8 protein-coding genes and 1 tRNA gene are annotated in these 17,688 nt (G+C 34.9%); 3 read left to right on the top strand and 6 right to left on the bottom strand.

Features of this window, described 5'->3' with window-relative positions:
• The first annotated feature begins 890 nt into the window (after positions 1-890).
• Together QWY99_RS09310 and QWY99_RS09305 are read left to right on the top strand one after the other, a co-directional pair.
• A complete protein-coding gene (locus QWY99_RS09310) occupies positions 891-7,766 on the top strand; it encodes an MBG domain-containing protein (protein WP_290264081.1) in 6,876 nt (2,291 codons plus the stop codon).
• Positions 7,767-7,832: 66 nt separating this feature from the next.
• A complete protein-coding gene (locus tag QWY99_RS09305; protein ID WP_290264078.1) occupies positions 7,833-8,666 on the top strand; it encodes an outer membrane beta-barrel protein in 834 nt (277 codons plus the stop codon).
• A gap of 626 nt (positions 8,667-9,292) precedes the next feature.
• On the opposite strand, the gene QWY99_RS09300 is transcribed toward QWY99_RS09305, so the two are convergent.
• From QWY99_RS09300 to QWY99_RS09275, 6 genes are all read right to left on the bottom strand, one after another.
• Positions 9,293-9,365 (bottom strand) — tRNA-Met (locus tag QWY99_RS09300).
• Positions 9,366-9,584: 219 nt separating this feature from the next.
• Positions 9,585-10,919: an anaerobic C4-dicarboxylate transporter family protein gene (locus QWY99_RS09295; protein ID WP_290264075.1), complete on the bottom strand. Its 1,335-nt coding sequence runs from the start codon at positions 10,917-10,919 to the stop codon at positions 9,585-9,587.
• A complete protein-coding gene (gene aspA, locus QWY99_RS09290; RefSeq protein WP_290264073.1) occupies positions 10,916-12,325 on the bottom strand; it encodes an aspartate ammonia-lyase in 1,410 nt (469 codons plus the stop codon). Before aspA ends, QWY99_RS09295 begins: the two co-directional genes overlap by 4 nt.
• 29 nt (positions 12,326-12,354) lie before the next feature.
• Complete coding sequence (locus QWY99_RS09285; protein ID WP_290264071.1) at positions 12,355-13,404, bottom strand: type II asparaginase; 1,050 nt, start codon at positions 13,402-13,404, stop codon at positions 12,355-12,357.
• Positions 13,405-13,436: 32 nt separating this feature from the next.
• Positions 13,437-14,678: a DcaP family trimeric outer membrane transporter gene (locus QWY99_RS09280; protein WP_290264068.1), complete on the bottom strand. Its 1,242-nt coding sequence runs from the start codon at positions 14,676-14,678 to the stop codon at positions 13,437-13,439.
• Between the two features lie 575 nt (positions 14,679-15,253).
• Positions 15,254-16,486: a DcaP family trimeric outer membrane transporter gene (locus QWY99_RS09275; RefSeq protein ID WP_290264065.1), complete on the bottom strand. Its 1,233-nt coding sequence runs from the start codon at positions 16,484-16,486 to the stop codon at positions 15,254-15,256.
• A 544-nt stretch (positions 16,487-17,030) separates the two neighbouring features.
• Here QWY99_RS09275 and QWY99_RS09270 point away from each other — a divergent pair.
• Positions 17,031-17,687: a succinate dehydrogenase cytochrome b subunit gene (locus QWY99_RS09270; RefSeq protein WP_290264062.1), complete on the top strand. Its 657-nt coding sequence runs from the start codon at positions 17,031-17,033 to the stop codon at positions 17,685-17,687.
• Position 17,688 lies beyond the last annotated feature (1 nt).

Below are 17,688 nucleotides of genomic sequence, written 5' to 3'. Positions count from 1 at the left end.
TATCCTTGTAGGCATCAATACCTTCATTTGTTAAGAGATTATTATCCTTAAAACATTTTGAAAATTACTTGTATTATCATAATTAAAAGGTAGTATAACTTGGTTTTTTTTTATTAATAACACCATATCTATTATTTCGGCAAATTGGATATGACATATTTCTTAAAATTCTTATTATGGTTTTATATTATTTAAAAAAAATGAATTCGAAGATAATAATCTGCTTATGAAAGTTTTGAAGTTTTTTTAAAAATAATAGTTTATCAAATCCTTTTATTAAAACTCAAGTCATTATTTCATTTTTATAATTACTAATATAGAACTATTATAAGATTTATTGGGTATTTAATAATAGTTAAAAATATTTATATTTTATCTAAAAATTTATAAATTAAAATCAACTTATATATCTAATCTATTTTTCGAGTTTTTTTTATGCTTGATCACAGAAAGTTGACTTTTATTCTAGACTTCTTAGCTCTCTAAAGTTTCAATCTGCTCATCTGAGGAACAAAGCCCCGAACAATCAATGTCATTAAAATAAGGTATATCTCATCCTAGAATATGTAATTTATCATAGATTGAAAACAGGTAAAATTACCTATAACTAATTCACAAGTTAAATGTAATTTCGTCCATATTCAATCGTCTCATCAGATTAATGAAATAAGACTTCTGGACAGTTCTGCCTCGGCTATAAAAAAGAGAAGTTCAACAAGTGTATGGAATTTAGGTAAAAAAGTCTTAAAGTTCTATCCCAAATATGGGAATGTTTTTTTTAAAGATTTGTTTTATTAAAATCCTGTAAAAAATGCATTGTTAATACGTTTTATTACATACATTTACGGTGATTCCCCCATTGTTTATAAGAGTAATTTATAATGAAAAATATGAAAAAAAATCTACTATTACCACTTTTATTTTGTTTATTTTATTTTACTAATTTTAGTGCTTTCGCACAATTAACTCCAGGTGATTTTGCGATTGTTGGCTTTAACGGTAATGCACAAACAGTCAATTTAGCTATTGTAGCCTTAAAAGTTATCCCTTCAGGTACCGAGCTTAAAATTACCGATAGAGGCTGGGATGAAAATACAACCTTATTGGTCGCGAATGGTTCTGATGGATTAATTACCTGGACAACCACGACTCCTATCCCGGCAGGAACGCTATTTAACATTGGAATAACCGGTGGGGCTTCTGTATCCGTGACTGGACTCGATACCTATGGGACTACTACTGCTACTGGTTGGACTACAGGAACCGTTGTAGCAGGTGTTGGAGACAACTGGTTTCTCTATAGCGGCAACGATGCAAGTCCTAATTTTATCTACGGATTTGCTAACTGGTCTACTCCACTTCCTGGTGCGTATCCTTCAGATCCAATTACCGGATGGCAATCAGCAGGAATTGTTGGTGCCGCCGTTTCTTACCTGCCAGCAACACTTGCGGCAGGAGATTTTTATGCAACATTAACCATTGCAGGAACTCCACCCGCAGGTTATCACGGAGATTATAACAACTATAATGGAACTTTTTTAGGAACAAAAGAATCCATCCTGGCCACAATCAAGACAAAGTCGAACTGGACAACGACAGAAATACTCGCATCAAAGAAATCCCTTGATCCTGGCGGAGTAGCCTTCCCTGGATTGAATCCTATTTTTCAACTTGGAGCAAAAGTCAACAATGTAACATCTTCTACTCCAAACGGAACCTATAAAGTTGGTGATATTATTGCGATTAATGTCATCTTTTCATCTGCTGTAACCGTAACTGGAACGCCAACATTGACCCTAAATACAGGAGCCGTTGTTAATTACAGCAGCGGAAGCACTACAAATACACTTACTTTCAATTATACTGTGGGCAGCGGACAAAGTACTGTTGACCTCGACTATTCTACTACTACAGCATTAAGTCTTAATGGAGGAACTATTAAAGATGCAGGAAATAGTGATGCCACATTAACTCTCGTAGCACCTGGATCAACGAATTCCCTTGGCAACAACAAAAATATTGTTATAGATGGAATTGTACCAACGGTGACTTCAGTAAGCTCAAGTAATGCCAACGGTGCTTATAATGCTGGTGCTCCCATCAACATTAACGTAAATTTTTCTGAGGCTATCACCGTAACTGGAACGCCTCGACTCGAATTGAATTCTGGTACAACTATAAATTATACTAGTGGTTCAGGAACATCAACTCTAACGTTTAACTATATTGTACAGGCAGGAGATGCCAGTGCCGTCCTCGACTATACAGGTACAACTGCACTCAGCTTAAACGGAGGAACACTTAAAGATGGAGCAGGAAACAATGCCACATTAACATTGGCAGTTCCCGGAACTGCAGGATCTTTAGGCGCCAACAAAAATATTGTCATAGACAGCACTTCACCAGTCGTAAGTTCAGTTAACTCCAGCCTAGCAAACGGAACATACAAAATTGGTAACAATATACCCGTAACAGTTAACTTCTCAGAAGCAGTAACCGTAACAGGAACACCAACACTCAGTCTTAATTCTGGTGGAACAGCCAGTTACTCGAGTGGCTCAGGAAGCACAGCTTTGGTATTTAACTATACAGTAGCGCTAAACCAAAGTATTGCAGATCTGGATCAAGCCAGTACTACCTCGCTTTCTCTAGCAGGTGGAACGATTAAAGATGTTGCAGGAAATAATGCCAACTTAACATTGACAGCTCCAGGAACTGCAGGATCTTTAGGCGCCAACAAAAATATTGTTATCAATACTACTGTACCAGCCATACTGAGCATTACAAGAACAGGAAGCGCCACAACTAACAGTACTTTAGTAGAATTTTTATTGACTTTCTCTGAAAATGTGACGGGTGTTAATACTACAGATTTTAGTATTACCACTACCGGAATTAACGGTCCTTTTGTTACTTCTGTAATAGGAAATAATAATACCAGTACGGTTACGGTAAACACCGGAACAGGATCAGGAACCTTAAGACTGAATCTTAATAGTTCAGGTACAGGAATCATCAACTCGATTGGAAATGAAATTCAGGTAGGATATTCCGGTGAAGTTTATACCATCGATAAAACAATTCCGACTTTAACTACCGTAAGCATTACATCCAATAATGCCAATACTGAAAAAGCAAAGGCAGGAGATGTGATTACCTTTAGCTTTACAGCCTCAGAAACAATTAGTACACCAGTAGTTAGCATTTTTGGAAATGCTGCTACTGTTACCAATACAGCTGCAAACAACTGGACAGCTACTTACACTACATTAGCTACAGATGCAAATGGTGTCATCCCCTTTAACATTGCTTTTACTGATGTTATCGGAAACGTTGGGACTGCGGTTACTGCAACAACAAATGCCAGTAGCGTAACCTACAACAAAACTATACCAACATTAACTACAGTAGCCATTGTCTCGAATAATACTTCAAATCAAACAGCTAAAACAGGAAACACCATCTTCTTAACGTTTACCGCTTCAGAAGTTGTTGCACTTCCCGTTGTAACTATTGCAGGTAATCCTGCAGTAGCAACTTCAACAGGTGAAAACAGCTTTGTTGCAAGCTACACCCTCGCAGGTACAGAAACAGAAGGAACCATTAATTTCAATATTGATTTTACAGGCTCGACTGGTAATGCAGGAACAACCGTAACTACAACTACCAATAGCAGCAGTGTTACTTATGACAAAACGATCCCTACCCTAAGTACTGTAGCTATTGCTTCAAACAACCTTACCACAACTTTAGCAAAGATAGGTGATATTATCACCCTGAATTTTACTGTCTCAAAAGCTATTAACACGCCTACTGTGACCATAGGCGGAATTGCGGTAACTTCTATTAATAGCGGGGCGAATAATTGGGTAGCAACCCATACGGTATCACCAATGACTTCTGAAGGAGTTCTTGCCTTTAATATTACTTTCTCAGATCTGCCAGGAAATGCAGGAATCCCAGTAACCGCGACCACTAACAGTAGCACAGTGACTGTTGACAGAACTGCTCCTGCTGCACCTACAGGCCTGACGGGTACTGCAGGAAATAATCAAAACACCATTACTTGGAATGCCAGTACGGCTCCCGATCTTGGCAAATACATGCTTTATGGAGGAACAACTATTAACCCAACCACAGTTATTCAATCCATACCGGCAGGAACTTTAACATATAACCATACCAGCTTGACCAATGGTGTTGGTTATTTTTACCGTATCGCCGCAGTAGATTTAACTGGCAACGAAGGGGCTAAATCTGGAAATATTGTTTCCGCTCCTAAAGGATCTCAAACCATCACCTTTAATCCGCTTGCCGCTTCAGTTTATGGCGCAAGCCCAATTACACTAACGGCAACCAGCAGTTCTACATTAGGTATTACTTACACTTCTAGTAATACCGCTGTAGCTACTATATTAGGAAACTCAATAACAATACTGTCATCAGGAACAACCACAATCACTGCTTATCAGTCTGGAAACTCTAGCTTTCTTGCTGCTACTCCTGTAGCTCATGATCTAGTCGTGAATAAAAAGGATATTGCAGTTGCGGCGGTTCCTAAAGCCAAAGTGTACGGCGTAGCTGATCCTGCATTCACTTATACTTTCAGTCCGGCACTTGTCGGAATAGATACTTTTACAGGGATTCTGGACCGTGCAGCGGGTGAGAACATTGGTAATTACGCCATTGGACAAGGAACATTAGCTTTAAATAACAATTATACTCTTGCCTTTACTTCAGCAGAGCTAAGCATTACTGCCAAACCTATAGTGGTAACTGCTGTCGCAAAAACTAAAACATTTACTGCTGCTGATCCTACATTCACCTATACTTTCAGCCCGGCACTTAACGGAACTGATACCTTTACAGGGAACCTAGACCGTGCTCCTGGCGAAAATGTTGGTACTTATGCTATCGGACAGGGTAACCTGAGCTTAGCTTCAAACTACCAAATTATTTACAACCCAGCTAACCTGACCGTTACTTCTAAAGTCATTACTGTAACTGCAACCGCTAATACTAAAACTTATGGCGATGCTGATTCTCTGACTTACACTTTTAGCCCGGTACTAAACGGTACAGATACCTTTACAGGAAGTCTTGACAGAGCTCCTGGTGAAAACATTGGAAATTATGCCATCACAGAGGGAACATTGGCTTTAAGTAACAATTATACTCTTGCCTTTACATCTGCTTATTTAAACATTATTAAGAAAACAGTAAGCGTAAACGCAACAGCTGGTAATAAGGAATACGGAACAATTGATCCTGTATTTGCTTATACTTTTAGCCCAGCGTTAATAGGTACTGATACCTTTACAGGAAATCTTGACAGAGCTACTGGTGAAAGCATAGGAAATTACGCCATCGGACAAGGATCCTTGGCTTTAAATAACAATTATACCCTTTCCTTTATATCTGCTGATTTAAACATTACTAAGAAAACAGTAAACGTAAACGCAACAGCTGGTAATAAGGAATATGGGACAAATGATCCTGTATTTGCTTATACTTTTAGCCCAGCGTTAATAGGTACTGATACCTTTACAGGAAATCTTGACAGAGCGCCTGGTGAAAACATTGGGAATTACGCCATTGGACAAGGAACATTAGCTTTAAATAACAATTACATTCTTGCCTTTACTTCAGCAGACCTAAGCATTACTGTCAAACCTATAGTGGTAACTGCTGTCGCAAAAACTAAAACATTTACTGCTGCTGATCCTACATTAACTTATACTTTCAGCCCGGCACTTAACGGAACTGATACCTTTACTGGGAACCTAGACCGTGCTCCTGGCGAAAATGTTGGTACTTATGCCATCGGACAGGGTAACCTGAGCTTAGCTTCAAACTACCAAATTATTTACAACCCGGCTAACCTGACCGTTACTTCCCAAGTTATTACTGTAACAGCAACAGCTAAAACCAAAACTTATGGCGATGCTGATTCTCTGACTTACACTTTTAGCCCGGTACTAAACGGTACAGATACCTTTACAGGAAATCTTGACAGAGCTCCTGGTGAAAACATTGGAAATTATGCTATCACACAGGGAACATTGGCTTTAAGTAACAATTATGCTCTAGCATTTACATCTGCTGATTTAAACATTGCTAAGAAAACAGTAAACGTAAACGGAACAACTGGTAATAAGGAATACGGAACAATTGATCCTGTATTTGCTTATACTTTTAGCCCAGCGTTAATAGGCACTGATACCTTTACAGGAAATCTTGATAGAGCTACTGGTGAAAACATTGGGACTTATTCAATCAATCAAGGTACACTTGCTTTAAACGGAAATTATATATTGAATTATGCAAGTGCCAATTTAACCATTGGTAAGAAAACGGTAACTGTAACTGCTGATGCTAAAACTAAAATATTTACAGCCGCTGATTCCGCTTTAACTTACATGTTTAACCCAGCATTGATAGGAACAGATGTGTTTACTGGAAATCTGGATCGTGCAGTTGGCGAAGCCGTTGGTACGTATGCCATCGGACAGGGTAACCTTAGCTTAGGTACAAACTACCAGATTACTTATGTACCAGCTAACCTTACTATTACTTCGCAAACAATTACTGTAACAGCAACTGCTATAACAAAAGTGTATGGCGATACTGATCCAGCATTCACTTATACTTTCAACCCGCCACTTAATGGAACAGATACCTTTACCGGAAGTCTTGATAGAGCTGTTAGTGAAAACGTGGGAACTTATGCAATTAATCAAGGTACACTTGCTTTAAGCGGAAATTATACTTTGAATTATATAAGTGCCGATTTAACCATTGGTAGTAAAACAGTAACTGTAACTTCGGCATCACAAACAAAAGTGTATGGTACTACCGATCCGAAATTAACATATACTTTTACTCCAACCTTAGTCACTGGAGATGCGTTTACCGGAGTATTGACAAGAGCTGCAGGAAAAGATGTAGGTACTTATGAAATTGGTCAGGGAAGTTTGAGTGCAGGTGCTAACTACGGTATTACTTATGTTGGTAATGATTTTACCATAACTAAAGCTGATCAAACAATTACCTGGAATCAAACTTTAGTATCTGGTTGCGATGGAGAGACTACAACAGTATTAACAGCTACCTCTAGTAGTGGTTTGCTTGTAAATTATACTTCTTCAAATACTGATGTTGCAACTGTAACAAATAGTCTATTAACTTTTACAGGTTATGGTTCAGCAACTGTTAATGCTTTACAAGCTGGAAATAACAATTATAATACCGCTTCAGTAGTAGTATTACCTATAACAAATAGTCATCCTAATTTAATTAGAAAACAGTTTGAAAATGTTATTTTCTTTGATAATAGTTCTAAAAGTTTTAAATCGTATACTTGGTACAAAAACGGAATTTTGGTTCCAAGTCAAACGCATCAGTTTTATAAAGAAAATGGAGATTTAAATGGAACTTATTATGCAATAGCTGAAAAACTTGATGGTACATTGATTACTACTTGTCCGTTAACTTTATCACCAACAGTAGAAGAGGAATATATCAAAATTGTTCCAAATCCAGTTAAACCAAATGCAAATTATGAACTCCTTACGATTATATCTTCTTCAAGATTAGAAAATACTCGTGTTGAAGTGTATAGCATAGGTGGCGTGCTAATGATCAATAAAACAACCAATCAAAGTAGAGTGACTTTAGAAGCGCCAAGTGTTGAGGGAATTTATATTGTAAAGATGACTTTAGCAAATGGAAAGTATTTTACTAAAAACCTTCTAGTTAAAAATTAAATAATCAAGAGTATGAAGTCCTCATTTTTTATAAATGAGGACGGATTATTCTAATGAAAAACAATTATGAAATTGAATATAAAAAATACAATTGGGATAGCTGCATTTTTAATTTCGCAAACAATGGCTGCACAGTTTTATGTAGGTGTGCAATCAGGAATTGGAAATATTAAAAGTAATGTTAAAGGAACTTACGCTAGTTATGAACTTGGAGGAGCAATAAAGGCAGGTTACATTTATTCTTTAAACAATCATATCGGAATTGGTACTGGAATAGAATTTTCTCAGTACAAACAAGATGTTTTTTTAAGTAATTCATCAGCAACGCTCAGTAATTTTGAAGTTGATCCTGCTACCTCTGCTTTTAGTTATAATGTTGCAGCAAGTAATTATAAAGAAAGACAAACCTTGCATGCTATTCAAATTCCACTTTTCGTACAGTATAAAATGAATATTAATAAAGGAATTGATTTTAATTTTAGAGCAGGTGCGAAGTACTTTTTACCTGTAAATTATAAAATAAAAGCAACAGCAAGCAGCGTAAATGGTATTGCTTACTATCCAGATATTAATTTAACTATTGATAATTTACCAGAGTATGGTTTTGGTAGTCAGAGTAATTATTCGGCATCTGGTGAATACCAAACCAAAGGTATTGTAATGAGTATGTTTGAGTTGGGTTTTACATTTGATATGGGTGCAAGAAATGCATTGTATGTAGCGATGTTCCTTGAAAATGGTTATGGTTCTATTCTTGACCAAGACAAAGATGAATCTTACATAGGATATAACCCAACATCTGCTTCAGATAGAAAAGCTAACGGATTGTACAGCACTGATAAAAATGCAAAAATCCGACCTGTTGCATTTGGACTGACATTAGGATGGAATTTTAAATAATTTTTTTTTTTAAATTATAAATTATTGATTGCCAAAATGACTTAATATCTTTTTCTGTAAAGGTGAATCATTTGATAGTATTTCAGATGTGTCGGTGATTAATTTTTTCATGCTAAACTCTAATCAAATTATAGCATTATCTAAACAACCTTCGGGTTGTTTTTTTTATTATGTTTAATTTTAAATTGAATAAAAAACTTTAAGCAATACCTCGTGTAACAGATGTGTTGGACATGGTTTACTAGCGTTTCGAAACCCAATTCAGTTGCTAGCTCCCATATGTAGACAGCGACAGTGCAGATTTGCAATCTGTGCCTGCAAAGATAGAACACAATGAATCAAAACTGAAACCTGTGGGGAGACAAAAACCTAATCAAGTAACTAACACAAAACAGATTTTAGAATCCTCAATTACCCTCAAACTTGTCTTTCTGAGGAACGAAGAATCTCCACAAGTAGCAAACACAAAAAAGCTTTTTTTAGAGAATCCTGCATTACCCCAATTTTAATGCTCTAAAGGTTCGTCTTGATTCCAAGCTTGTCCTTCTGAGACATGAGATTCTTCCATAATAAAATGTGTTATAAACGAAAAAAACACCAACTTTTTCAAGTGGTGTTTTCCTTAGTAGCGGGAACAGGACTCGAACCTGTGACCTTCGGGTTATGAGCCCGACGAGCTGCCTACTGCTCTATCCCGCGTTGTTTCGGGTGCAAAGATAGGCAGTTTATACAGTTAAACAATATAAATATCGAATTATTTTGCTTGTTTTTTTTATTCAATCTAAAAACAATCTCTAATACAATTATTGTTAACCTGTTACCCTTTTGTGTTTTTTTATAAATGATTTGTTTTCCTTGTGATTTCGATGTTCTGAGGCAAGAAAAACAAATCATTAATATAAATTCTACTCATTGCTGTTATAAAAACATGCTCAATAAAAAACCTGATGCTATTGTTGTAGCTATAGTAACAAGGCCTGGAATCATAAAGCTGTGATTAACCACATATTTACCAATACGGGTTGTACCTGTTCGGTCAAAATCCATTGCAGCAACCAATGTAGGATAACCTGGTAATATAAAATCAGCATTAACAGCTGGAAACATAGCTATCAGATGTGGTTGACCAATTCCTAAAGACAATCCTATTGGCATCATTATTCTTGTAGTAGCAGCTTGACTAAAAGTCAGCGCCCCCATGATGACCAATGCAAAAGCAAAAGTAAAAGGATATTCTGATGTAACTTCTCTAAAAGTTTTCTCAATTAAAACATCATTGGCACTCATAAAGGTAGCACTCATCCATACTACTCCCAGTACTGAAACTACAGCCGTTGCCATAGAAGTAAATAGACTCATTTTTGAAACTAAAACTGCAGACGTTTTTGTAATTATCATTATCAATGCCGATGCTGATAAAGTAATCATAATGATTAATCCTGTTAGGTTAACAGCCCCATCTGCTCCTACTGCAAATCCTGCTGCTCCAGGCCCAACGTTCGGTAGAAATTGAGGAAAAGCACCAAAAAAGATAATCAGTACTATTGCTGCACCAAAAATAAAAACAGCCGTTTTAGCGCCTGGTTTTATCTCTCTGTTTGTTTCGGATGTCTTATCAATACTTTCAGCAAATTCAGGATCTTTCATTTTTTCTATAAACTCAGGATCATCACTAAGTTCTTTCCCTTTTTTCCATACTGAAATAACACCAGCAATAATTCCTATTAGACAGGCAGGAATACATACTTTCATAATATCCACTACTGCTGTAGAATAAGCCAATACAGCCGCTAATGAAGCTGTTGCCGCACTCATTGGGCTTCCTGTAAGTGCCATGTGAGATGCGACTACCGATATACTCAATGGTCTTTCTGGTCGTATTCTTTTTTTTGCTGATACTTCGGCTATAATAGGAAGTAAGGAATAAACAATATGTGCTGTTCCAGCAAATAAACATAAAAAATAAACTGTAAATGGAGCTATAAAAGTAATATGCTTGGGATTACGTCTAATAATCTTTTCGGCAATGCTTACCAAATAATCCAAACCACCAGCTGCTTGTAATGTGGCAGCTGTGGTTACTATGGCTAGAATGATAAGAAGCACCGCTATAGGTGGATCGGCTGGGCGCATATGAAAAACAAGGACAAATAGGAGTAGTCCAATCATTCCCATAACACCAAGACCAATTCCCTTAAGCCGTGACCCAATAAGAATCATAGCCAAAAGTATAGCGAACTGTACTAATATCATGAAGTGATGAATTTAGGATTAATAAGATTTTCTATAGAATAAATCTCGTCCCATTTTGCTTGGGTAATTAGTTTTCTTTCGGTTACAACAATATCATGTATTGATTTACCAGTTTTAAGTGCTTCTTTGGCTATGCTTGCAGAAGCCTCATACCCCAAAATAGGATTAAGTTGTGTAACAATTCCAATACTATTCATAACTAAATCTTTGGCATGCTCTTCATTAGCTGTGATACCAACAATACACTTATCTTTTAAAGTGTTACATGCTTTGGCAAGATATTCTAATGATGTAAACAAAGCAAAACCAATTACTGGCTCCATTACATTTAATTGTAATTGTCCTGCTTCAGCTGCCATTGTAACCGTTAAATCGGCTCCAATAACATAAAAACAAGTTTGGTTCACAACTTCTGGAATCACAGGATTTACTTTTCCAGGCATGATAGATGATCCTGGTTGTAAAGCTGGTAAGTTAATTTCATTAAAACCACAACGGGGTCCACTACTTAATAAACGAAGATCATTACAAACCTTACTTAACTTAATAGCGCTTCTTTTTAAAGTACCACTCAGTTCTACAAAAGCACTTGGATCATAAGTAGCCTCAAACAAGTCACCTGCAAGAGTAACTGGAATACCACTTACTTCGCCTAGATATTTTACACATAACTCTGGGTAGCCTTCTGGTGCATTTACTTTACTACCAATGGCAGTTGCTCCCATGTTTACTTCAGTGATTAATTGTTCAGCTACAAGCAGACGCTGAATATCTTCACCTATAGTTGTTGCAAACGCATTAAATTCTTGACCTAATGTCATTGGTACAGCATCTTGCAATTGGGTACGTCCCATCTTAATTACATTTGCAAACTCCTTTCCTTTATCATAAAAGGCATCTTTTAGATTTGTCAAAGCATCTGCAAAAGCATCTATTTTAAGGTAAATAGCTAACCTAAAAGCTGATGGATAAGCATCATTAGTACTTTGTGAAAGGTTTACATCGTTATTAGGATGAAGAAACTCATACTGCCCTTTTTTATGCCCCAGATATTCCAATCCTAAATTGGCAATTACCTCGTTAGCATTCATATTCGTTGAAGTCCCTGCTCCGCCCTGAATTAAATCACTTATAAACTGGTCTAAAAACTCGCCAGCAATTAAACGGTCACAAGCATAAATAATAGCTTCAGCTTTTTTTGCATCTAATACACCCAAATCTCTATTGGCCATTGCCGCCGCTTTCTTAACATACCCAAAAGCTTTAATAAATAAAGGTTCTGATCCTATAGGGATTCCTGTTATATTAAAATTCTCTTTGGCACGTACGGTTTGTACACCATAATAACAATTGTTTGGTATTTCTTTTTCTCCAAGAAAATCATGCTCTGTACGAAAATCACTCATAATACTATATATTAAATTATTAAAGAAAATTAAAAACGGAAGAAAAAATCTTGCAGTTCTTTTTGGTTTTTAGTTTTTGTAAGCCCAAGCATCAATAATATTCTTGCTTTTTGGGGATTTAGATTATCTGATATTACAGTTCCAAGTTCACTATCGTTAGTTTCACCATCTAATACTACTCTACCACCTAAACAACGACTTGAACGACATACAGCAATGTTCGCCTTAGTGGCTCTTTTTATAGCATCTGTAAAAGCTTTTGAAAAATTTCCGTTTCCAACTCCAGCGATTACAATTCCATCTACTTTTTGTTTTACTAAATAATCTATATAATCTGGAGAAGCATCGGCATACATATATACAACTTCTACTTTCGGCAATTTAGTCGTATTATTTACTTCAAAAGGTTTTCCTTTTGCGCTTTCTCTTGTAGCTGTTTTATAATACTCTACACGTCCATCATATACTTCTCCAAGTGGACCTGTATCGGGAGATTTAAATGCATTTACCTTTGTAGTACTTGTTTTTGTAACTTCTCTTGAATCGTAAATTGATTCGTTAAAAGAAACCATTACGCCACGTCCTTTGCTTTGCGGATCTGCTGCAACAGTAATAGCATCAAAAAGATTTTTAGGTCCATCAGCACTAATAGCAGTTGCTGGACGCATAGATCCAGTTAATACAACTGGTAGATCATTTGGTACAACTAAGTCAAGAAAATAAGCTGTTTCCTCCTGAGTATCGGTACCATGTGTAATAACAACACCATCTGCTTCATTTTTGCTGGCTATTTCATTAATACGTATAGCTAGTTTTCTCCATATCTCTATACTCATATCTTGACTTCCAACAGAAGATATTTGTTCTCCACTAATATTTGCGATAGTATTCACACTAGGAATAGCTCCTATAAGATCTGATACAGGTATTTTACCCGCAGTATACCCTGCTCTATCAGAAGATTTTCCTTCGCCAGCAATAGTTCCTCCAGTAGCAAGAATTATTATTCTTGGCTTTTGTTGTGCAAAAGCCACAGCTGTTGCTAAACACAACAGAAATACGAGTACTAATTTTTTCATTTTATAAATATTTATTGAGTTAATCATGGTTATTAGAAATTAAATAGCATTCCAAAATTAATACGAACAGCGTTAGCTCCTTGTGTGCTTCCGTCATTGTACTGTAATTCTTTGTACCCTATTTGTGGTTCAACACCAATGGTAAGAGAATCGAAGAAATCATAAGATACATTAAGTGTAAACTGATAGTTAGTCATCCTATCCCAACCTGCCTGAGTACCTCCACCATCATAAAAATGGTTATATGATGTCATAACCATTGTATTAAATTTTTTATTCCAATAGCGTTGATAGGATATAAAACCAGCATGAACGGGTAACAAATTTAATTTACCTGAAAAATCTGACCTAGCAAAACCATCAAGCCCTGAACCTCCTACCGCCAAAAAATAATCGCTAATCCCTTTACCTATTGTCCATTGTGCTTGCAAATTATTTACTAATCCTGATTTCTTTCTAAAAAATATACTCATAATACCTGTGACACCACCCGCATCTTGTGAATCAAAATCAAATTCAGTTTCACCCGCGGCAATATTTTCTGAATTATAGGCAATACTGCGATAAAGTCCAGCTAATTTCATAAAACCTCCATTATCAAAAGCATATCGTATACCTGCAACTACATCAGGCAATCTAGATGGCGCATAATCGACACCATGATCAGTACTTAAGGTATAATCGTATAATCGGCGCGGCTCCATAGTCTCTGCTGATAATTCAAAAGCAGTATGTCCATTTTCTGTAAAGCGACCTGTATAACGAATTTGAATTCTTCTCGAAAGTACCATACCTGTAGGCCCATCCCAATCTAATAATGATGCTGGCCATAATGATGAATCACCAAAATTTGACCAGTTTTGACCTACCATCCAATTTTCATATTGAATCCACGCATGTCGAAGCCTAAACTGCGAAGTACTATTTGCTCCTTCAAAATCAGCTTCTAACATTGACTTTAGTTCTTTACCATTATTCAATTGTATAGTACTTACAAAGCGCAACTGCGATTGTCTCATATCCATACTAAAAGCAGGTATATCTAAACCTGAAACATTATTTTTATGAATAAGAAAAGAACTATTACCATCTAGGTTCCCTTTAATATCATAAATACCATTTAGTTTAAGCCTACCAGTTAGTCTTGCTGTAAATTTAGGTTTTCCGTTTAAGGTGTCTTTTGATTCTACTGCCATCAGTTGTGCATTTAATGAACTACTTACCAACATAAAAGAACAAAAAAAGACAAACAAGAATAGTTTATTTTGTTGCATAATTTATAAATTTTATAGGGACAATAATATTCCTTTATGTAGTTTTTGGAATGGCTTATACAATTATACCTTTAGCAGGCATATTTAGGATACTGTAAAATAATTATAAATTTATATCTAGTTTAAATTCGCTAGATAAATGTGGTATTGTAAATATATAAATGGCGCTAGATGGTATTCAAATTATTAGGATTAATTCTATTATTACTATCAAAATCATAGTATAACTTCATAAAGTTTATTAATAAAAAGATATCTTTCTCATACTAATCGTATACATTTCCAAATATTGGATTTAATATAAAGCCAGCGATACATACAAATATAAAGAAAACTCTACAAAATCTTACAAAATTAAAGTTGTTTATTTGCAAATATTTACTTACTATGTAATGAAACCATTATTTAATTTTTAATTATTCATTATTTAAACAAAAAACACCTTAAAATTAAATAATAGACAATTGTTAAATTTTAAGGTGTTTTTTTTTATAAGAAAAAAAATCGCTCTACTAACAGCGTCTATTAAATGGTTAAAAAAAATTATAGCATTTTAAATTTATCAATTGTAATTATTAAAAATTAAATAGCATTCCAAAATTGATTCTAATAGTATTAACTCCTTGCGAATTGCCATCGCCATATACTAATTTTTTAAAGGCAATTTGTGGTTCTATACCTATTGTAAGAAAATCAAATAAATCATAAGATGTATTTAGAGTAAGTTGATAATTAGTCATTTTGTCCCAACCTACCACAGTTCCTACTCCATCATAAAAATGATTATAAGACAGTATTGTCATCGAGTGAATTTTTTTATCCCAATAAGATTGATATGAAATATAACCTGCATGGACTGGTAAAAGCTTTAATTTACCTGAAAAATCTGATTTTGCAAAACCATTAAGACCGTAACCTGACATAGCCGAAAAACAATCACTAATACCTTTTCCTATAGTCCATTGAGTTTGTATGTTTCTTAATAATCCAGATTTATTTCTAAAAAAAACTCCAGAAATTGCTGTAAAACCACCACCCCTTTGTGTCTCAAAATTAGATTTTCCTTGACCAGAAGCAACATCAACTGATTCAAATTCAATACTGCGATAAAGTCCAGCCAATTTAATAAAACTCTCTTTACCAAAAACATATTTAATAGCTGCAACTACATCTGGAGTTTTAGAAGCAGTAGAATTGACTCCATTTACAGGACTTAGAGTATAATCATACAAAGAATTTGATTCAGGATACTCTGCTGCTAGCTCCAAAAAAGTATTCCCGTTTTGTTTAAAGCGCCCTGTGTATCTAACTTGAACTTTACGAGAAAGCACCATACCCACGGGACCATCCCAATCTAATAATGATCCAGGCCATAAAGCAGCATCACCAAAAGTGGACCAATTTTGTCCAATCATCCAATTTTCATACTGAATCCACGCGTGGCGTAGTCTGAACTGCGAAGTATTGTTAGCACCAATGAAATCAGCCTCTAACATTGATTTTATTTCTTTACCATTATTCAATTGCATCGTACTTACAAAACGTAACTGCGACTGTCGCATATCCATACTAAAAGCTGTTCCATCTAAACCAGAAGTAGCATTATCATGAATAAGTGAAGAGCTATAATTACTAAGACTTCGTTTGATATCATAAATACCATTTAACTTTAACCTACCTACAAGCCTTGCCACAATTTTAGACTTTTCGTTGACTGAATCTTTAGTTTTTACTGCCAATAATTGAGCTGTAAGTGTATTATTAATTAGGAGAAAAAATACTGATAGCAAAAAAATATTTTGTTTCATAATATTTAAATTTTATGGAATAATAATCCCGTTTGTTAATTATAGAGATAGTACATGCAATAAATCTCGCGTAGGTTTATTCGAAATCACTATAAGAGTTTTTAAAACAGTAGAAAATAAATGGTGCTCTATTTTTTATTAAATAGTTATCTAGATTCAAAAGACTTTTTATTAATTGCCCTAAGGGATTTATTCTGTAGTTATACTAACTTCAGATTAGAAGGCATTACTCAATGAATTTTATTGATTAAAAAGAGTCATTAACACATAAATTCACATTTACATAAAAACAAAACATTATTGTAAAAATAATGTATAAACTTACATTATTAACAATATTTGATATTTTATTCTTACTATTTATTTACAATAAGTACAAATAAAACCGCAAACAACTATTTTACAGTCACTTGTGTAATAATATATTACGCTATTTATATTTATTCCAATTAACATTTTTATTTGACAGATTCTTCTTAAATTCGAGTATTAATAGTAAATTAGAATCTCTAAATAATCAGTTAATAAATAATCTTGCAAATAAATGAAATCTACTACTTTAAAAAACAAGATCATTATCGCAGGTACGGGTCTCTTTCTATGCTTTTTCCTTGTGATACATTTACTAGGTAATCTGCAACTTTTTTTGCCCGAAGATCAAGCAAGAGAACAATTTAATTGGTACTCCAAGTTACTGTCTGGTAATATGTTTATAAAAATCATTTCATGGATTCTCTATTTATCATTGATAAGTCATGCGCTATATGCCATTGTGATCACCATTAAAAACAATACTGCAAATGGTAAAAGCTACCATTATGATAAAAGAAATTTTGCTAGTAGATGGAATAGCCGTAACATGGGTATATTAGGTACTATCTTGTTGCTATTTCTCATAATTCATTTTAAAGATTTTTGGTATGTGTACAAATTCACAGAATTACCTCTGGATGCTGCTGGAAATAAAGATCTTTATGAAATTGTTGTACAATCCTATTCTCAATTGTGGTATGTTGTGATTTATGAAATATCTTTCATTGCCTTAGGTTTTCATTTATTACATGGTTTTTTTAGTGCATCAAGAACACTAGGTCTTTATCATCCAAAATATGTAAAGGCTGTAAAAATATTCGGATGGGGATATACCCTAATCATTACGGGAGGCTTCATGGCAATTCCGCTTTATATTTATTTAAAATAGT

The organism is Flavobacterium branchiarum, from assembly GCF_030409845.1.
Taxonomy (GTDB): Bacteria; Bacteroidota; Bacteroidia; order Flavobacteriales; family Flavobacteriaceae; genus Flavobacterium; species Flavobacterium branchiarum.
Note: the sequence above shows the minus strand (reverse complement) of the source record. Positions and strands in the feature narration are given on the sequence as shown.